At 68.6% G+C, this 18,927-nt stretch carries 13 protein-coding genes and 3 rRNA genes; all 16 read right to left on the minus strand.

Features of this window, described 5'->3' with window-relative positions; translation table 11 throughout:
* Window positions 1-3 precede the first annotated feature (3 nt).
* Window positions 4-1,662 (minus strand): CTP synthase, encoded by a 1,659-nt coding sequence (gene pyrG / locus J2S63_RS02440; protein WP_310298145.1) that lies wholly within the window; start codon window positions 1,660-1,662, stop codon window positions 4-6.
* Window positions 1,663-1,787: 125 nt separating this feature from the next.
* Window positions 1,788-2,723: a copper transporter gene (locus tag J2S63_RS02445; protein WP_310298148.1), complete on the minus strand. Its 936-nt coding sequence runs from the start codon at window positions 2,721-2,723 to the stop codon at window positions 1,788-1,790.
* Window positions 2,720-3,946, minus strand: coding sequence for a putative cytokinetic ring protein SteA (gene steA, locus J2S63_RS02450; RefSeq protein WP_310298152.1), 1,227 nt, complete (start codon window positions 3,944-3,946; stop codon window positions 2,720-2,722). The genes J2S63_RS02445 and steA overlap by 4 nt, the downstream gene beginning before the upstream one ends.
* 33 nt (window positions 3,947-3,979) lie before the next feature.
* Entirely contained in the window at window positions 3,980-5,710 is a 1,731-nt protein-coding gene (gene recN, locus J2S63_RS02455; RefSeq protein WP_310298155.1) for a DNA repair protein RecN, read from the minus strand.
* The gene (locus J2S63_RS02460; protein ID WP_310298158.1) at window positions 5,710-6,672 is read right to left on the minus strand and encodes an NAD kinase; all 963 of its coding nucleotides are present in this window, start codon (window positions 6,670-6,672) and stop codon (window positions 5,710-5,712) included. The genes recN and J2S63_RS02460 overlap by 1 nt, the downstream gene beginning before the upstream one ends.
* Window positions 6,669-7,502 (minus strand): TlyA family RNA methyltransferase, encoded by an 834-nt coding sequence (locus tag J2S63_RS02465; protein WP_310298160.1) that lies wholly within the window; start codon window positions 7,500-7,502, stop codon window positions 6,669-6,671. Before J2S63_RS02465 ends, J2S63_RS02460 begins: the two co-directional genes overlap by 4 nt.
* 33 nt (window positions 7,503-7,535) lie before the next feature.
* A complete protein-coding gene (locus tag J2S63_RS02470; RefSeq protein ID WP_310298162.1) occupies window positions 7,536-7,721 on the minus strand; it encodes a hypothetical protein in 186 nt (61 codons plus the stop codon).
* A gap of 116 nt (window positions 7,722-7,837) precedes the next feature.
* Window positions 7,838-8,878, minus strand: a complete 1,041-nt coding sequence (locus tag J2S63_RS02475; protein ID WP_310298164.1) for an HAD-IIA family hydrolase — start codon at window positions 8,876-8,878, stop codon at window positions 7,838-7,840.
* A gap of 9 nt (window positions 8,879-8,887) precedes the next feature.
* On the minus strand, window positions 8,888-9,265 hold the full coding sequence (locus tag J2S63_RS02480) for a single-stranded DNA-binding protein (protein WP_310298166.1): 378 nt from the start codon (window positions 9,263-9,265) through the stop codon (window positions 8,888-8,890).
* Window positions 9,266-9,405: 140 nt separating this feature from the next.
* Window positions 9,406-10,107: a tetratricopeptide repeat protein gene (locus tag J2S63_RS02485; RefSeq protein ID WP_310298168.1), complete on the minus strand. Its 702-nt coding sequence runs from the start codon at window positions 10,105-10,107 to the stop codon at window positions 9,406-9,408.
* Window positions 10,108-10,355: 248 nt separating this feature from the next.
* Window positions 10,356-10,472: ribosomal RNA gene (gene rrf, locus J2S63_RS02490) — 5S ribosomal RNA — on the minus strand.
* Between the two features lie 89 nt (window positions 10,473-10,561).
* Window positions 10,562-13,667 (minus strand): 23S ribosomal RNA (locus J2S63_RS02495).
* Between the two features lie 327 nt (window positions 13,668-13,994).
* Window positions 13,995-15,515, minus strand: a 16S ribosomal RNA gene (locus tag J2S63_RS02500).
* The 16S, 23S and 5S rRNA genes sit together here, the layout of an rRNA operon.
* A 512-nt stretch (window positions 15,516-16,027) precedes the next feature.
* Window positions 16,028-17,089, minus strand: a complete 1,062-nt coding sequence (locus J2S63_RS02505) for an alpha-hydroxy acid oxidase (protein ID WP_310298170.1) — start codon at window positions 17,087-17,089, stop codon at window positions 16,028-16,030.
* Window positions 17,086-18,363, minus strand: coding sequence for a tyrosine--tRNA ligase (gene tyrS / locus J2S63_RS02510; RefSeq protein WP_310298173.1), 1,278 nt, complete (start codon window positions 18,361-18,363; stop codon window positions 17,086-17,088). The genes J2S63_RS02505 and tyrS overlap by 4 nt, the downstream gene beginning before the upstream one ends.
* The gene (gene pyrE, locus J2S63_RS02515) at window positions 18,360-18,908 is read right to left on the minus strand and encodes an orotate phosphoribosyltransferase (RefSeq protein ID WP_310298175.1); all 549 of its coding nucleotides are present in this window, start codon (window positions 18,906-18,908) and stop codon (window positions 18,360-18,362) included. The genes tyrS and pyrE overlap by 4 nt, the downstream gene beginning before the upstream one ends.
* Window positions 18,909-18,927: the final 19 nt, after the last annotated feature.

Here is an 18,927-nt window from a genome sequence, read left to right on the forward strand (position 1 = left end):
CGCTCACTCCCCGACCGGCAGCTCGAGCTCGCGCTGCCGCTGGATCGCCGCGCCGACCAGTCCGGCGAACAGCGGGTGCGGCCGGGTCGGGCGCGAGGTCAGCTCGGGGTGCGCCTGGGTGGACACGAAGTAGGGATGCACCTCGCGCGGCAGCTCGACGAACTCGACCAGTCCGTTCTCCGGGCCGACGCCGGAGAACACCAGGCCCGCCTCGGTCAGCCGGTCGACGTAGCCGTTGTTGACCTCGTAGCGGTGGCGGTGGCGCTCGTCGACGCGCGTGGCGCCGTAGGTCTCGGCGATCACCGAGCCCTCGGTGAGGTCGGCCGGGTAGAGCCCGAGCCGCATCGTGCCGCCGAGGTCACCGGCACCCTCGACGAACGCGTGCTGCTCCTCCATCGTGGCGATCACCGGCTCCTGCGAGCCCGGGTCGAACTCGGTGGACCCGGCCTTCTCCAGGCCGAGCACGTTGCGGGCGTACTCGATGACCATGCACTGCAGGCCCAGGCAGATGCCGAGCGTGGGGATCTTCTGGGTGCGGGCGTACTCCAGCGCCCCGATCTTGCCGTCGATCCCGCGGATGCCGAAGCCACCCGGGACGAGGACGGCGTCGACGTCGGACAGGTGGCGCTTGGCCCCCTCGGGCGACTCGCACTCGTCGGAGGGCACCCAGCGGATGGTGACCTTGGCCTCGTGGGCGAACCCGCCGGCGCGCAGGGCCTCGGCCACCGACAGGTAGGCGTCGGGCAGGTCGATGTACTTGCCGACCAGGGCCACCGTGACGTGGTCCTTGGGGTGGTGGACCCGACGCAGCAGGTCGTCCCAGTCGGTCCAGTCGACGTCACGGAACGCGAGGTTGAGCCGGCGTACGACGTAGGCGTCCAGGCCCTCGCGGTGCAGGACCTTGGGGATGTCGTAGATCGACGGGGCGTCGACGGCCGCGACGACCGCCTCCTGGTCGACGTCGCACATCAGCGAGATCTTCTTCTTCACGGTGAGCGGGATCTCGCGGTCCGCCCGGCACACGATCGCGTCGGGCTGGATGCCGATCGACCGCAGCGCGGCGACCGAGTGCTGCGTCGGCTTGGTCTTGAGCTCACCCGAGGGTCCGATCCACGGCACGAGCGAGACGTGGAGGAAGAAGGAGTTGTCGCGGCCGACCTCGTGCCGCAGCTGGCGGGCCGCCTCGAGGAAGGGCAGCGACTCGATGTCGCCGACCGTGCCACCGATCTCGGTGATCACCACGTCGATGTCGGGCCCGCCCATGGCGAGCATCCGCTCCTTGATCTCGTTGGTGATGTGCGGGATCACCTGCACGGTGTCGCCCAGGTAGTCCCCGCGGCGCTCCTTGGCGATGACCTTGGAGTACACCTGCCCGGTGGTGACGTTGGCGTGGCCCTGGAGGTTGCGGTCCAGGAATCGCTCGTAGTGCCCGATGTCCAGGTCGGTCTCGGCGCCGTCGTCGGTGACGAAGACCTCGCCGTGCTGGAAGGGGTTCATCGTGCCGGGGTCCACGTTGAGGTACGGGTCCAGCTTCTGCATGGTGACCCGCAGGCCCCGGGCCTTGAGCAGGTTGCCGAGCGAGGAGGCGGTCAGTCCCTTGCCCAGGGACGAGGCGACGCCGCCGGTGACGAAAAGGTGCTTGGTGGTCTGCTCAGCGGCCAAGTGAACTCCCGTGGCTCCGAATGTGCGGCGAGAGACCTCGCCCGTCCACGGGGTTCTAGGCTACCAACGATCTGCCGGTTGGCGACAACCCACGCCGACAGTGCCCGTGATCGAGGCGGTCGAGATCACTTCGCGCCGGGGAAGGCCCCGTCCGCCGAGGAGGAGCTGCCCAGCTGGAGGGTGTCACCGTCGGCCTGGGCGCGCAGGGCCAGCACCGACAGGATCGCCCCCGCCCCGAGCTCCGAGACGTCGACGGTGGAGACCAGCTGCGCGGTCGGCGAGGCGCGCAGGGCGCCCAGCACCCCGTCCTTGGCCCCGCTCGCCAGCGGACCGGCCACGACGACCCCGTCACTGGCCTCGTCGAGGGAGCGTGCGACGGCCGTGACGATGTCGCCGGCTCCCTGCCGCTGGTCGGCGGTCCCGGTCGGCTCCCCCGCCACCACGAGGACGAGGCTCCCCCGCCGCTGCACCTGCCCGGTGACCGAGACCAGGCCCGCGGTGGTGAGGCTGGCCAGCACGGGCGCGGCGCCCCTGGCCGGCGGGGCGCCCTTGTCCTTGCTCGTCGTGAGGACGAAGCCGAGCAGCTGGCCGACACGCACGTAGCCGCTGGAGGCCTGGCCTCCGGGCAGCGGCTGGTCCTCCGAGGAGAGCAGCTGGTCGGTCAGCTCCTCCACCAGCTTGCGGTTGGCCACGTCGACGAGCTTGTCGGTGAGCTCCACCCGAGCGGCGAGGGTCCCGCCGGCGCGCTGGACGAGCGCCACGGCCCGGGTGACCTGGTCGGGGTCGGCGCCCGGCAGGGTCACGACCGTGACCGCCCGCCGGCGCAGGCTGTCGCCGACCAGCTCGTCGGCCGTGGCGCGCGCGAAGGCGTCGTTGAAGCTCCGCCCCCGCTGCAGCTCGGCGATGCGCTGGTCGGCGGCGGCGAGGGCCTCGGCGTCGGTGTCGCCCGCGCCGACGGCGGCCTCGTCGCGCTGGAGGGGGCCGGCACCGAGCACGACCCCGATGGCGAGCGCGAGGAAGACCGCGACGAGCGAGACGACGTGGGAGCGGAAGGAGATCACGGGAGCAGTCCTCGGATCCAGTCGATGAGGGGCTGGGCCTGGTCCTGCAGGTCACGCAGGAGGGCAGCGCCGTCGGGCGAGGTGGACAGGGCGGCAGCGAGGGCCACGAGGCCCGCGAGCAGCACGAGGGCGAGGTGCCACGGGCGCACGCGCCCGGCGTACACCACGGGGACCGCCTTGGCGTCGACCAGCCTCGGCCCCACCCGCAGCCGGGTGAGGAACGTCGAGGCCAGGCCGGAGCGCTGCCGGTCGAGGAACTCGTCGAGGCTCGCGTGGGTCCCGACCGTCACGATCAGCGAGGCGCCCTTGAGGTCGGCCAGGAGCAGGGCGAGGTCCTCGCTGGTGCCGCTGGTGGCCACCCGCTGGGGGCGGACGCCGATGCGGTCGAGCCGGTCGGCCCCGACCGCCCGGTCGGTGGCGTCGGCGTGCACGACGACCTCGCGGGCCGAGCGCAGTGCGGCGTCGCTGACCACGCGCTCCCCCGCCCCGCCGGCGACGCGCGCGAGACCCTCCTCACCGATCACCACGATGTCGGGGCGCAGTCGCGCCTCGCGCAGCGCGTCGGCCCCGGCGTCGACACCGACCAGGACCGGGTGCTGCTCGCGGATGAAGCGACGGATCCGACGCAGGTCGGACTCGTGGTCGAAGGCCCGGACCACCACGACCACCGGACGGCCGGCGATCCGGGTCGCGACGTCCGGCACGCCGCGGCCGTGCAGCAGCAGCTCCTGCTCGCGGCGGAGGTACTCGGTCGTGCTGTGGGTGAAGCTCTCCAGCTGGGTGGCCAGCCCGGCGCGCGCCTCGTCCATCTGCACGAGCACGGCGTCCAGGTCGAGCCGCGTGCCGCGGGCGACCTCCTTGCCGTCGACGAGGAGCCGGTCGCCCTCGACGCGTCCCGACGCGCCGTTCCTGGCCGCGAGCACGCCGGTGCCGGCGTCGTCGAGCAGCACCACGCCGGCTTTGGCGAGGACCTCCGCGCCGAGCGCGGGGTAGCGACCCGAGACGAACCGCCCCGCGTTGACCACCGCGGCGACCTGCTGGGCGACCAGCTGCTCGGCCGTGCGCCGGTCGAGGTCCAGGTGGTCGAGGACCGCGATGTCGCCGGGGCGGAGCCGCGCCAGCAGCGAGGAGGTACGCCGGTCCACGCGGACCGTGCCCTGCACCGCGCCGGCCGGGTCGCTCCGGGCGCTGGCGCGCGCGCTGCCTCGTCCGGTGAACTTCATGACCGCGTCATCGTGTCACGCACGGTGGCGCGCTCAGGTCAGGGCGCGCGCGGTGGCGAGCAGCTCCTCGGCGTGGGCCTGGGCGGAGTCAGACCCCTCGAGGCCGGCGAGCATGCGCGAGAGCTCGCGGACGCGCCCGGTGTCGTCCAGGAGGGTGAGTCCCGAGGTCGTGACGAGCCCGTCGCTGCTCTTGGCGACCACCACGTGACGGTCGGCGAAGGCGGCGACCTGCGGCAGGTGGGTGACCACGACGACCTGCGCGTCGCGGGCCAGCATCGCCAGACGCCGTCCGACCTCGACCGCGGCCTTGCCGCCGACGCCGGCGTCGACCTCGTCGAAGACCATCGTCGGGACCGGGTTGGTGCCCGCCAGCACGACCTCGAGCCCCAGCATCACGCGGGAGAGCTCGCCGCCGGAGGCGCCCTTGTGCAGCGGCCTCGCCTCGGCACCGCGGTTGGCGGCCAGCAGCAGCTCGACGTCGTCCAGCCCGGTGGCGTTCATCCGCAGCCGGCGGCCGTCGACCTCGAGCCCCTCGGCCGCCTCTGCCTGGGTCACCCGAGCCTCGACCTGCGCGTGGGGCATGGCGAGCGCGGTCAGCTCCTCCGACACCGCGTGGGCGAGCCGCTCGGCCGCCTCGGCTCGGACCGCGCTCAGCGCGGCCCCGGTCGCGGCCAGTGCCGAGGCGAGCTCGGCAGCCCTCGCCTCGAGCTCGCCGATCCGGTCGTCGGCTCCCTCGAGGCCGCCGAGCCGCGCGGCCGCCTCGGCGGACCAGGCGATCACCTCGTCGATGCTGTCGCCGTACTTCCGGGTCAGCGCGACCAGGGCCGCCCTGCGCTCGGAGACGGCCGCCAGCCGTGCCGGGTCGGTCTCCAGCCCCGAGGCGTAGGACGCGGTGTCGGCGGCCAGGTCGCCGAGGAGGTAGCCGACCTCGGCCAGCCGGTCGGCGAGCTCCCCCGCGGCCGCGTCGTGGTCGCGGACCCCGTCGAGCAGCCGCCGTGCCGCCCCGACGGCACCGAGCGCGTCGGGTCCGCCCTGCTCGGCGGAGAGCATCTCGCGGGCCTGCTCGGCGGCCGTGCGCAGCGTGTCGGCGAACCCCAGCCGGGACTCCTCCTCCGCCAGCGCAGCGTCCTCGCCGGGCGCCGGGGCGACCTGCTCGATCTCCTCCAGCCCGAAGCGCAGCAGGTCGACCTCGCGTGCCCGCTCCCGGCTGCGCGTGAGCAGCTCCTCGCGCTCGGCCTCGACCGCACGCAGCTCGGCGTGGGCCGCCGCGAACTCGCTGCGGAGCCGCAGTGCCTCCGCGCCGGCGTACCTGTCCAGCGCGTCGCGCTGCGCGGTCGCGCTCAGCAGCTGGTGCTGGTCGGACTGTCCGTGCACGGCGACCACCCGGTCCGCGATGGCCGACAGCACGCCGGCCGGGACGCCGGCCCCGCCTGCGTAGGCCCGCGAGCGCCCCTCTGCCGAGACCTGGCGCGCGAGCATCAGCCGCTCGCCGTCGAGCTGACCGCCGGCCTCCTCGACCGTGGTCCGCAGCTCCTGGACCAGCTGGGTGCCGGCGAGGTCGAGCACGCCCTCGACGCGGGCCTGACGGGCGCCCGTGCGCACCGCCCCCGAGTCCGCGCGGCCACCCAGGAGCAGGCCCAGCGCGGTGACCAGCATCGTCTTGCCCGCGCCCGTCTCGCCGGTGATCGCGGTGAACCCCGGCCCCAGCTCCAGCACGGACTCGTCGATGACGCCGAGGCCGACGATCCGCAGCTCCTCGAGCATCAGTCCCGGGCCTCCTGCCGGCGACGCTCGGCCGCCCCGCGCCACCCGGAGACGGGCAGCTCGAACTTCGCCACCAGCCGGTCGGTGAAGGGTGCCTCGTGCAGCCGGGCCAGCCGGACAGGTGCATGTCCGCGCCGGACCTCGATCCGGGCCCCGGGGGGCAGGTCGACGGTCCGCCGGCCGTCGCACCAGAGGACGGCGCCACCGTCGTTGGTGTGGATCACCTGGACCGAGATCACGCTGCTGGGGGCCACGACCATGGGCCGGGCGAACAGCGCGTGGGCCGACAGCGGCACCACCAGCAGGGCCTGCACCTCCGGCCAGACGATGGGTCCACCGGCCGAGAAGTTGTACGCCGTCGACCCGGTCGGCGTGCTGCAGACGACCCCGTCGCAGCCCCACCGGGACAGCGGCCGTCCGTCGATCTCGACCTGGACCTCCAGCATCCGCTCGCGCGAGGCCTTCTCCACGCTGGCCTCGTTGAGCGCCCAGGTGGAGGCCACCAGGGCGTCCTCGACGAAGACGGACACGTCGACGGTCAGCCGCTCCTCGGCGCGATAGTGGCCGGCCACCACCGCCTCGATCACCTGGGCGAGGTCGTCGTGGTCGGCCTCGGCGAGGAATCCCACGTGCCCCAGGTTGATGCCCAGCAGCGGAGCCCCGGTCTCGCGGGCCATCTCGGCGCCACGCAGGATCGTGCCGTCGCCGCCCAGGACGAGCACGAGGTCGCAGTCCTCGGCGGCCTGCGGGCCGGCCTCGACCCGCTCGACCCGGTCGTCCTCGGCCCACGGCATCAGGTCGGCGTCACCGGACAGGACGCGGACGGCGAGCCCGTGCGCCATCAGCTGTCGCGCTGCGTGGAGCGCCTCGGTGGCGACCTCCTCGCGGCGGGTGTTGACCACCAGCAGGACGCGTCGGGGCGCTCCAGGCACTCCGTCCTCGGCCGGCTCGTGGTTGCTCACGGGTCCACCCTCTCAGAGGGCACCCCCACGACCGGGCTCCGCACCGCGTCGTCGATCTGCTCTGTGGAGAGCGTGGACGGCCCGCGACGCAGCCACAGGAAGAACTCGCGGTTGCCCGACGGACCGGGCAGCGGGCTCGGCGCCACCGCGCGGGCGCCCCACCCCCGGGCCTCGGCCGCGGCTGCGACGGTCGCGACGGCCTCGGCGCGCAGGGCCGGGTCCCGCACCACGCCGCCCTTGCCGACCCGGTCCTTCCCGACCTCGAACTGCGGCTTCACCATCAGGGCGAGGTCGGCGTCGGGCGCGCAGACCCCGACCAACGCGTCGAGCACGAGGGTCAGGGAGATGAACGACAGGTCGCCGACCACGACGTCCACCGGGTCGCCGATCACCTCGAGGCTCAGCTCCCGCACGTTGGTGCGGTCGTGGACCACCACACGCTCGTCCTGCCGCAGGCTCCAGGCCAGCTGCCCGTAACCGACGTCGACCGCGACCACCTGGGCCGCGCCGTGCCGCAGCAGCACATCGGTGAAGCCGCCGGTGGACGCTCCTGCGTCCAGGCAGCGGCGCCCGGTGACCACCAGCCCCAGTGGCTCGAGGACGGCGAGCGCCCCGGCCAGCTTGTGCCCTCCCCGTGAGACGTAGTCCGGGGTGGCGGGGTCCTCCCGCACGACGATCGCGACGTCGGTCGTGACGCCGGTCGCGGGTTTGGTCGCCCGCGCCCCGGAGACGGTCACGCGACCGTCCTGGATCAGCGTGGCCGCGTGCTCCCGCGACCGGGCGAGGCCTCGGCGCACGAGCTCGGCGTCGAGGCGGAGTCGTCGAGGCATCCGGCTGCCCTGCCTCCCGGGCGTGGAGGGGGCTCAGGCGCTCGCGGCGTGGGGACCGTGCCGCAGGTGACCGTCGTCGGTCAGCAGGCCGCGCAGCTTGGCATGGGCCAGCTCGAACGCCGCCACGTGGTGGTCGATCGCGACGTCCTCGAGAGTCTCCAGCTCGTGGACGACGGCAGCAGCACGCTCCGACGGACTGGTGGTCGCCTCGTGGTCCATGCTGGCTCCTCTCGGGATCTTGACGTGGTCGGACGCCCGGACACCCGGGCGGTCCCCCGACCTGATCATGCGACGGACTTGCGGCACCATACCCCCTGGGGCGTGGGCGGAATCGGTCACGGTGCGGTGAGTCGGTCGACGTCAGGAGCGGCTCCCTCGGCATCCGCGTGGGCCCAGGCCGCGGCGGCCACCACCCGCCACCAGTCGTCGGCCCCGCCCGAGCCCTCGACCTGCAGCTCGCCGGCATCGACACAGGCCTTCCAGCCGCCGCAGACCCAGTGGTCCCCGTCCTGCTCCGGCGCGGGATGCGCGGTGTGGAGGCCCCCCAGGTCCGCCGAGACGTACGTCGGTCGCTGGTCCCCTCCTGCCGCGACGAGCTCCTCGATCCCGGTCACGCCGGTCATCACCAGGAGGCTGTGGCACCCCGCCCGCACCGCGCCCTCGATGTCGGTGTCGAGCCGGTCCCCCACCATGAGTGGCCGCTCGCCCCCCACCCGGCGGATCGTCTCCTTCACCAGCGGCGGTTCGGGCTTCCCGGCGACACGCGGCGTGACCTGGGCGAACTCCTGCACCGCCCGCACGAGCACCCCGTTGCCGGGGCCCGGGCCGGCCGGCGTCGGGACGGTGAGATCGGTGTTGGACGCCACCCAGGGCAGGCCCTTCCTGACCAGGATCGCGCCGTCGATGACCGTGCGCCACCGCAGGTCCGGATGGTAGCCCGAGACCACCGCGACGGGCTCGTCCTCCAGCGACTGCACGGGCCTCAGCCCGGCCTCGCGCAGGGCCGTGAACAGCCCCTCACCGCCGATGACGAAGACCGCGGCGTCCTCTGCGAGGTCCTCGGCCAGCACGGTCGCGGCCGCCTGGGCCGAGGTCACGACGTCGTCGGTCGAGGCGTCCACCCCCAGCTCGCGCAGGTGCTCCGCGACACGGCCAGGTGGGCGTGCGGCGTTGTTGGTCACGAACGCGACGTGCATCCCTGCCTCGACCGCTTCCGCGATGCGGTCCGCAGCACCCGGCACGACGTCGGGACCGATGTAGACCACGCCGTCGAGGTCGAGCATCGCCAGGTCGTAGTGGGAGGTCAGCGGGCCGTCGCTGGCCCGCAGCACCTCCGAGCCCACGAGGTCGAACTCCGTCGGCGCTCCGTCTCCCACCCCGCGAGCCTAGCCCCGGCTGAGCCGACGCCCTCGCAGGACCTCGATCTCGACCCGGCTCATCCCTCCGCCGCGGGGGAACCGGCGTCGCAGGGCGCCCTCGAGCTCCACCACGTCCCCCACCTCCCAGCGGGCGACCGCGCGGCGCATGCTCGCGGACCACGCGGTGCACTCCACCCAGTCCACGGTCTGCTTGGAGCCCTTGGTCATCGTCGTGCGGTCCCGGCGCACGCTGATCCGGAGGCCCACCACCGTGGCCCCACTGGGCAGCTCACGCTCGACGGGCGCGCCTGAGACCCGCCCGCGCAGCACGACCTGGTTGAGCGCCGCCTCGGCGACACCCTCCGAACCGTTGTCCTCGACCTTCGACGCGGTCGACACCTCCATGAGCTCTCTCCGTCCCGGACCGACGCGCGCGGCCACGAGACCCCAGGCTCGCGCCGACCGGGGACAACACACGCGCCGTCGCGGCAGACCGTGGACGGAGCGCTCCTCGGCGGCGCAGGGGACGAAAGCCGGCTCGAGGCTCAGGCCTGCTCGGCCTCGAGCTCCTCGAGCCGCTCCGCGGCATCGGTGAGCTGCTCGCCGTCGACCGCGACCGTGCGGTGGAACCACTCGATCGCCTCGTCACGGCGACCGGCCTTGAGCAGCAGGTCGGCGTAGGCGTAGCGCAGCCGCACGACCCACGGCTCGCGAGCCACGGACCGGACATGGGCGTTCTCGAGGGTGCGCAGGGCACCGTCGACCTCGCCCAGGTCGAAGCGCGCCCCGGCCTCGACGATCGTCATCTCGACCTGCTGGGCGCGCTCGAGCTTCTTGACCGAGGGATTCTTGGCCAGCTCGAGAGCACGCTCAGGACGGCCGAGCGCGCGCTCGCAGTCGGCCATCATCGGCAGGTAGGCATTGGTGCCGCTCATCCGCTTGGCCGCACGCAGCTCCGACAGCGCCTCGGCGAAGTGACCCGCCGCGTACGCCGCTTCGCCGCACGCCTCACGGACCACGCCGACCCGGGACGCACGACCGCGAGCCGCCAGGGTGTGCTGGTAGGCCGTCTCCGGCTCCGAGTCGATCAGCAGGCCGGCCGCCGCGAGGTGGCGCGCGACCCTGGCCGCCAGCTTCTCGGGGAGTCCCCGCAGCTGGTCCAGCACGGAGCGGTCGAGCTCCTTGCCGGTGACCTCCTCGGGCAGCGGAGGGCCGTCGTAGACCTTCTGGTCGGTCGTGCGCTCCACCTGGACCCGGTCCCGGCGGTCACGAGGGTCCTCACGGCGCGGGGCGCTGCGATCGGGTCGTCCCCTGCGGTCACCACCGCCGCGGGTCTCGTTTTTGCGCGGGTCGTTGCGCTCGGTTCGGGCGTTTCGGTCTCCATCGCGGCGCGGGCCGCGACCCTGTCGCTCGGACATGGAGGCTCCTGATGGCTGGAAATGTGTGCGGACATGCGTGAAGGCCACCCGAGATCGGGTGGCCTTCACGAAAGAATGTCCGGCGACGTCCTACTCTCCCACAACCTCCCGGTTGCAGTACCATCGGCGCTGAAAGGCTTAACTTCCGGGTTCGGAATGGAGCCGGGTGTTTCCCTCTCGCTATGGCCGCCGAAACTCTATGGAGTTAGATCAGACCAGTATCAGTGGACTGGTCCCCGACCGTAACTCGGGAACCACACAGTGGACGCGCAACATCTTTGAGCAAGACAAGCCCTCGGCCTATTAGTACCGGTCGGCTCCGTGCATTGCTGCCTTCTACCTCCGGCCTATCAACCCAGTCGTCTACTGGGGGCCTTACCTGGTTGACCCAGTGGGAAACCTCATCTTGAAACGTGCTTCCCGCTTAGATGCTTTCAGCGGTTATCACTTCCGAACGTAGCTAACCAGCCGTGCTCTTGGCAGAACAACTGGCACACCAGAGGTTCGTCCATCCCGGTCCTCTCGTACTAGGGACAGCCTTTCTCAAGTTTCCTGCGCGCGCGGCGGATAGGGACCGAACTGTCTCACGACGTTCTAAACCCAGCTCGCGTGCCGCTTTAATGGGCGAACAGCCCAACCCTTGGGACCTACTCCAGCCCCAGGATGCGACGAGCCGACATCGAGGTGCCAAACCATCCCGTCGATATGGACTCTTGGGGAAGATCAGCCTGTTATCCCCGGGGTACCTTTTATCCGTTGAGCGACACCGCTTCCACATGCCGGTGCCGGATCACTAGTTCCGACTTTCGTCCCTGCTCGAGTTGTCACTCTCACAGTCAAGCTCCCTTGTGCACTTACACTCGAAACCTGATTGCCAACCAGGCTGAGGGAACCTTTGAGCGCCTCCGTTACATTTTAGGAGGCAACCGCCCCAGTTAAACTACCCATCAGGCACTGTCCCTGATCCGGATCACGGACCTAGGTTAGATATCTAGTACGACCAGAGTGGTATTTCAACGTTGACTCCACACGAACTGGCGTCCATGCTTCAAAGTCTCCCACCTATCCTACACAAGCCGAACCAAACACCAATACCAAACTATAGTAAAGGTCCCGGGGTCTTTCCGTCCTGCCGCGCGTAACGAGCATCTTTACTCGTAGTGCAATTTCGCCGAGTCCACGGTTGAGACAGCGCCCAAGTCGTTACTCCATTCGTGCAGGTCGGAACTTACCCGACAAGGAATTTCGCTACCTTAGGATGGTTATAGTTACCACCGCCGTTTACTGGGGCTTAAGTTCTGCGCTTCGCTGGTAAACCAGCTAACACGTCCCCTTAACCTTCCAGCACCGGGCAGGAGTCAGTCCGTATACATCGTCTTGCGACTTAGCACGGACCTGTGTTTTTAGTAAACAGTCGCTTGGGCCTGGTCTCTGCGGCCATCACCGCTTTGCAGAGCAAGTCTGCTCACGGATCCGGCCCCCCTTCTCCCGAAGTTACGGGGGCATTTTGCCGAGTTCCTTAACCATGGTTCACTCGATCGCCTTGGTATTCTCTACCTGATCACCTGAGTCGGTTTGGGGTACGGGCGGCTCACAGCTCGCTAGAGGTTTTTCTCGACAGCATAGGATTACCCACTTCGCCTGAACGGCTCCGTACGAGTGTCTCAGGCTATATGAGACGCGGATTTGCCTACGTCTCGCCCTACGCACCTACCCGTGGTCTACCATCGCCACGGTTGGGCTACCTTCCTGTGTCACCCCATCGCTTGACTACTACTGATTCGGGTCGCGCGCTCCACCAACGGTCTCCCGAAGGAGTCCCGCGGCTTCGGGCGCTTAGCATCATCAGGTTCGTCAGGGGCGCTGTTTCGCCGGTACGGGAATATCAACCCGATGTCCATCGACTACGCCTGTCGGCCTCGCCTTAGGTCCCGACTTACCCAGGGCAGATTAGCTTGACCCTGGAACCCTTGATCATTCGGCGGAGGAGTTTCTCACTCCTCATTCGCTACTCATGCCTGCATTCTCACTCGTATGGCATTCACGGCTGGATCACTCCGCCGCTTTACGCGCCATACGACGCTCCCCTACCCATCCATGCTCCTGGACCACTAAGGCCTAGATAATGCATGAATGCCATAGCTTCGGTGGATAACTTGAGCCCCGCTACATTGTCGGCGCGGAATCACTTGACCAGTGAGCTATTACGCACTCTTTCAAGGGTGGCTGCTTCTAAGCCAACCTCCTGGTTGTCTCTGCGACTCCACATCCTTTTCCACTTAGTTATCGCTTAGGGACCTTAGCTGATGGTCTGGGCTGTTTCCCTCTCGACTACGGAGCTTATCCCCCGCAGTCTCACTGCCGCGCTCTCACTTACCGGCATTCGGAGTTTGGCTGACGTCAGTAACCTTGTAGGGCCCATTAGCCATCCAGTGCTCTACCTCCGGTAAGAAACACGCGACGCTGCACCTAAATGCATTTCGGGGAGAACCAGCTATCACGGAGTTTGATTGGCCTTTCACCCCTATCCACAGGTCATCCCCCAGGTTTTCAACCCTGGTGGGTTCGGTCCTCCACGCGGTCTTACCCGCGCTTCAACCTGCCCATGGATAGATCACTCCGCTTCGGGTCTTGATCGTGCGACTCAATCGCCCTGTTCGGACTCGCTTTCGCTACGGCTTCCCCACTCGGGTTAACCTCGCCACACAACGCAAACTCGCAGGCTCATTCTTCAAAAGGCACGCCGTCACAATTCACGAGGAATCGCTCCGACGGATTGTAGGCACACGGTTTCAGGTACTATTTCACTCCCCGCCAGGGGTACTTTTCACCTTTCCCTCACGGTACTTGTCCGCTATCGGTCACCAAGGAGTATTTAGGCTTAACGGGTGGTCCCGCCAGATTCACACGGAATTTCAGGGGTTCCGTGTTACTTGGGGTGACGTCGCAGAGCCATCGTCTTACGTCTACGGGGGTATCACCCTCTACGCCAGGATTTTCCAATCCTTTTCGACTTCAACGATGGTTTCTTACTCTGTGCCAGCTCGGCAGAACTGACTCGACGGCCCCACAACCCCTCCTGCGCAACGCCTGCCGGCTATCACACGCATGAGGTTTGGCCTCTTCCGATTTCGCTCGCCACTACTCTCGGAATCACTTTTGTTTTCTCTTCCTGTGGGTACTGAGATGTTTCACTTCCCCACGTTCCCTCCAGACACCCTATGTGTTCAGGTGCAGGTAGCTGGACATGACTCCAGCTGGGTTTCCCCATTCGGAAATCCCCGGATCACAGCTTGATTGCCAACTTCCCGGGGCTTATCGCAGGCTTCTACGTCCTTCATCGGCTCTTGGTGCCAAGGCATCCACCATGTGCCCTTAGTAGCTTGTCATTTGCTACAAAGATGCTCGCGTCCACTGTGTAGTTCTCAAGATACGGGCGGTCCCGGCCACCTGGTCCACGCTGACCCGCCGATGCGGGCAGTTCGTGGGATGGTCGGTCCGTCAGAGGTGATCAAGCCTGATCCCTCAGGACCCAACAGTGTGCCTGGCTCGTCGTGACCACGCTCGAGGTTCCACTCCGGCGAACCGGTTGTACTGACGAGGCGTCTGTGACGAGCCAAATAGTCGACGTTCCACTAGTGAGCGTTGAGCCGCCATGGAACGTTCGTCCATGAAACGGGCTCGGCTCCGAGGCTGAGCCTCAGAATGCTCCTTAGAAAGGAGGTGATCCAGCCGCACCTTCCGGTACGGCTACCTTGTTACGACTTCGTCCCAATCGCCAGCCCCACCTTCGACGGCTCCCTCCACAAGGGTTGGGCCACCGGCTTCGGGTGTTGCCGACTTTCGTGACGTGACGGGCGGTGTGTACAAGGCCCGGGAACGTATTCACCGCAGCGTTGCTGATCTGCGATTACTAGCGACTCCGACTTCATGGGGTCGAGTTGCAGACCCCAATCCGAACTGAGACCGGCTTTTTGGGATTCGCTCCACCTTGCGGTTTCGCAGCCCTTTGTACCGGCCATTGTAGCATGCGTGAAGCCCTGGACATAAGGGGCATGATGACTTGACGTCATCCCCACCTTCCTCCGAGTTGACCCCGGCAGTCTCTTATGAGTCCCCACCATGACGTGCTGGCAACATAAGACGAGGGTTGCGCTCGTTGCGGGACTTAACCCAACATCTCACGACACGAGCTGACGACAGCCATGCACCACCTGTATGCGAGTGTCCAAAGAGCTCTCTATCTCTAGAGAGTTCTCGCATATGTCAAACCCAGGTAAGGTTCTTCGCGTTGCATCGAATTAATCCGCATGCTCCGCCGCTTGTGCGGGCCCCCGTCAATTCCTTTGAGTTTTAGCCTTGCGGCCGTACTCCCCAGGCGGGGCGCTTAATGCGTTAGCTGCGGCACGGAACTCGTGGAATGAGTCCCACACCTAGCGCCCAACGTTTACGGTGTGGACTACCAGGGTATCTAATCCTGTTCGCTCCCCACACTTTCGCTCCTCAGCGTCAGGTAATGCCCAGAGAACCGCCTTCGCCACCGGTGTTCCTCCTGATATCTGCGCATTTCACCGCTACACCAGGAATTCCGTTCTCCCCTGCATACCTCTAGTCTGCCCGTATCAGAAGCAGGCTCGGGGTTAAGCCCCGAGTTTTCACTCCTGACGCGACAGACCGCCTACGAGCCCTTTACGCCCAATAATTCCGGACAACGCTCGCACCCTACGTATTACCGCGGCTGCTGGCACGTAGTTGGCCGGTGCTTCTTCTGCAGGTACCGTCACTTGCGCTTCGTCCCTGCTGAAAGAGGTTTACAACCCGAAGGCCGTCATCCCTCACGCGGCGTTGCTGGATCAGGCTTTCGCCCATTGTCCAATATTCCCCACTGCTGCCTCCCGTAGGAGTCTGGGCCGTGTCTCAGTCCCAGTGTGGCCGGTCACCCTCTCAGGCCGGCTACCCGTCGAAGCCTTGGTAGGCCATTACCCCACCAACAAGCTGATAGGCCGCGAGCTCATCCATCACCGCCGGAACTTTCCACCACCATCCGATGCCGGAGGTGGTCGTATTCGGTATTAGCTTCGGTTTCCCGGAGTTATCCCGATGTGATGGGCAGATTGCTCACGTGTTACTCACCCGTTCGCCGCTCGTGTACCCCCGAAGGGGCCTTACCGCTCGACTTGCATGTGTTAAGCACGCCGCCAGCGTTCGTCCTGAGCCAGGATCAAACTCTCCGTTGAAATCTACTGAAATGGCCCGAAGGCCTTTCATCGATATTTGGAGTATCCCGGCAAGTTGGCCCCAGGAAAATGGGACCGTCTTACCAAAGGAACCGTCAGACAAATGGCGCGACCGACGAATCGATCTCGCATCTGCCGACGGGGCGTTACAAATTAATTCGTCGACTTTTGGCACACTGTTGAGTTCTCAAGGATCAAGCGCGCACCGCAGTTCGGCCTCTCGGCCTTGCTGGGGGGCAACCTGGTGAAACTTACCGGTTCGCTCTCGGCCAGTCAAACTGGCCTCGGTCTTGCCGGCCCCCGGCGCGCCACTGCCACCGAGTCGATCGGAGGCCGCCGTGGCGCGCACTCGTCCCGCTCCGGTGAGGAGTGAAGAGTTGGGGGTTCCGCCTCGGGGCCGGCCGCCCGACCTCTCGGCCTTGCGTCCCGCCGCTCCCTGGCGACAGGTGAAACATTAGGACGGCCCTGGCGAGCAATGCAAATCGGGGTCCAGTGGCGCCGGTCACACGAGCTCAGGAGCCGGTGTTGACCACCAGCTCGCGGGGGACCGAGGCCGCCGAGGGCTCCCCCGCGAGGCGCACGCACTCCTCCAGGTCGGAGGTCAGCTCGCCCAGCAACGAGACCACTCCCGCGGCACCGCCGTCGGCCAGCGCCCAGAGGACCGGTCGCCCGAGGAACACCGCCCGCGCCCCCAGGGCGAGCGCGGTCAGCACGTCGAGGCCGCTACGCACTCCCCCGTCGACGTACACCTCGGCGTCGTCGCCGACCTCCTCGACGACCGCGGCCAGGGCGTGGGCCGGCGCCATCGCGCGGTCGAGCTGGCGTCCCCCGTGGTGGGAGACCCAGACCGCCGCGGCACCGGCGTCCACGCAGCGGCGCGCGTCCTCGGGGTGCAGCACGCCCTTGACCACCACCGGGAGGCCGAAGCGCGCGGCGAGCCACGCGACGTCCTGGGGCCCGAGGTCGGTGGCCTTCTCGGCCGCCGCCCGCACGGCGGGGTCGTCAGGGCCCCCGCCCTGGTCGGGGAAGTTCACGCGGAGCCACCCCGGCTCGACGGCGGACCACACGGACCGCTCACCCTCGCGCTTGGTGCCGACGACGGGGGTGTCGGCGGTGAGGACCAGGGCGCGGGCACCGGCCGCCACCGCGCGGGCGACCACCGGCTCGCTGACGGAGCGCTCGGAGGTGAGGTAGATCTGCAGCCACCACGGCACCCCGGTGGCGGCGATGTCCTCGAAGGTCGACCCGGCGTTGCTCGAGACCACCATCGGCACGCCGCAGCGGGCGACTCCTCGAGCGGTCTCGACCTCGCCGTCGGGGTGGGCGGCGCGGTGCAGCGTCGTGGGTGCGACCCCGATCGGCGCGGCGTACGTCGTGCCGAGGAGCTCGGTGGCGAGCTCGACGTAGGTGACGTCGCGCAGCACACGGGGCCGGAAGCGCCAGGACCGCCACGACTGCTCGGCCTCCGAGGCGCTGAGGCCGTCCCCGGCGCCGCAGGCGACGTAGTGGTACACCTCCGGGGACAGACGCGCGCGGGCGCGCTCGGCCAGGCCGTCGGCGTACCTCCCGCTCATCGCAGGACCCGCACCCCGGCGAAGCTCTTCTTGCCCCGGCGCAGGACCAGCCAGCCACCGGGCAGGACGTCGTCGGCAGACGGCCTCCACTCCGGGTCCGGCACGCGCGCGTTGTTGAGGTAGGCCCCGCCCTCGTTGACCGTGCGTCGCGCGGCTCCGCGGCTCTCGCTGAGCCCGGCCGCGACGAGGAGGTCGACGATCGTGGGGAGCCCGTCGCCGTCTGCGTGCGCCTCTCCCCCGCCGGTCTCGGCCAGCGCGGCCGACAGCGTGTCGGGGTGCAGCCCCCCGAGCTCGCCCCCGCCGAACAGGGCCGCGGAGGCCGCCTTGATGCGTTCGGTCTCCTCCGCGCCGTGCACCGTGGTGGTGATCTCCTGGGCGAGCGTCTTCTGCCCGGCCCGGAGGAACGGCTTGTCGGCCGTCTGCTGCTCGAGGTCCTCGATCTCGGCACGGTCGAGGAACGTGAAGATCCGCAGCAGCTCGCCCACCTTGACGTCCTCGGCGTTGAGCCAGAACTGGTAGAAGGCGTAGGGCGACATCATCTCGCGGTCGAGCCAGAGGGCTCCGCCCTCGGTCTTGCCGTACTTCGTGCCGTCGGCCTTGGTGACCAGCGGCGTCGCGAAGGCGTGGACGTGGCCGCCGTCGGCCCTCCTGATCAGCTCGACACCTCCGGTGAGGTTGCCCCACTGGTCGGAGCCCCCGAACTGGAGCGTGACGCCGTGGCGGCGGTAGAGCTCGAGGAAGTCCATCGACTGCAGCAGGACGTAGCTGAACTCGGTGTAGGAGATGCCGGTCTCGAGCCTGGCCCTGACCACCTCCCGGGCGAGCATGCGGTTGACCGGGAAGTGCTTGCCGATGTCCCTCAGGAAGTCGATCGTCGAGAGGTCCTTGGTCCACTCGTAGTTGTCGACGATGGTCGCGGCGTGGGGTCCCTCCCAGTCGAGGAAGGGCTCGAGCTGTCGCTTGAGGCGACCCACCCACTCCTGGACCGTGTCGACGGGGTTCATCGTGCGCTCCCCCGAGTCACGCGGGTCGCCGATCATCCCGGTCGCGCCACCGACGAGCGGGAAGGGGACGTGGCCGGCCTCCTGGAGGCGCCGCGCGGTCAGGATCTGCACCAGGTTGCCCATGTGCATGCTCGGTGCGGTCGGGTCGAACCCGACGTAGAAGCGCACCGGCCCGTCGTCCATCTCCTTGCGGAGCGCGCCGAGGTCGGTCGAGTGCGCGAGCAGCCCGCGCCACTCCAGGTCGTCGAGGACGTGGGTCGCACCGCTCACCGCGCGGCCTCCCTCGCCGCGTCGAGCACGGCCTTGGTCAGCACGGGGCGCACCTCGAGGCCGACGTCGTCGAGCGGGTTGGTGCCCTCCGGGCTGCGGTCGATCGCGCAGACCACCACCTCGACGACGGCGCCCAGCTCACGCAGCGCCCTCGTGGCGTCGCGCACCGCACCCCCCGTGGTGATCACGTCCTCGACCAGCGTGACCCGGCGGCCTGCGACGTCGGGTCCCTCGGCCAGCTTGCAGGTGCCGTACTCCTTGGCGTTCTTGCGCACGAACAGCGAGGGGAGCTCCGTGCGGGCGCTCAGGACGGTCGCGATGGGGATGCCGCCGAGCTCGAGGCCGCCGAGCAGGTCGGTGTCGTCGGGCACCAGGCCGACCATCTGGTCGACCACCCGCGCGAGCAGGGCCGGACGGGCCTCGAAGAGGTACTTGTCGAAGTACTCCGAGGCGACCTGTCCGGAGCGGAGGGTGAACTCCCCGGTCAGGCGGCAGCAGGCGTCGACGTCGGCGGCGAGGGTCGGGTCGGTGGTCTCGGCGGTCACGGGCCCATCCTTTCAAACG

The organism is Nocardioides marmoribigeumensis (assembly GCF_031458325.1).
GTDB classification, from domain to species: domain Bacteria; phylum Actinomycetota; class Actinomycetes; order Propionibacteriales; family Nocardioidaceae; genus Marmoricola_A; species Marmoricola_A marmoribigeumensis.

Bases quoted from the DNA above. Each gene is read 5' to 3' on its own strand.
- recN (WP_310298155.1), bottom strand. From the start codon at position 5,710: ATGCTCGAGGAGCTGCGGATCGTCGGCCTCGGCGTCATCGACGAGTCC.
- J2S63_RS02505 (WP_310298170.1), bottom strand. From the start codon at position 17,089: ATGAGCGGGAGGTACGCCGACGGCCTGGCCGAGCGCGCCCGCGCGCGT.
- J2S63_RS02470 (WP_310298162.1), bottom strand. From the start codon at position 7,721: ATGGACCACGAGGCGACCACCAGTCCGTCGGAGCGTGCTGCTGCCGTC.
- steA (WP_310298152.1), bottom strand. From the start codon at position 3,946: ATGAAGTTCACCGGACGAGGCAGCGCGCGCGCCAGCGCCCGGAGCGAC.
- J2S63_RS02465 (WP_310298160.1), bottom strand. From the start codon at position 7,502: ATGCCTCGACGACTCCGCCTCGACGCCGAGCTCGTGCGCCGAGGCCTC.
- J2S63_RS02480 (WP_310298166.1), bottom strand. From the start codon at position 9,265: ATGGAGGTGTCGACCGCGTCGAAGGTCGAGGACAACGGTTCGGAGGGT.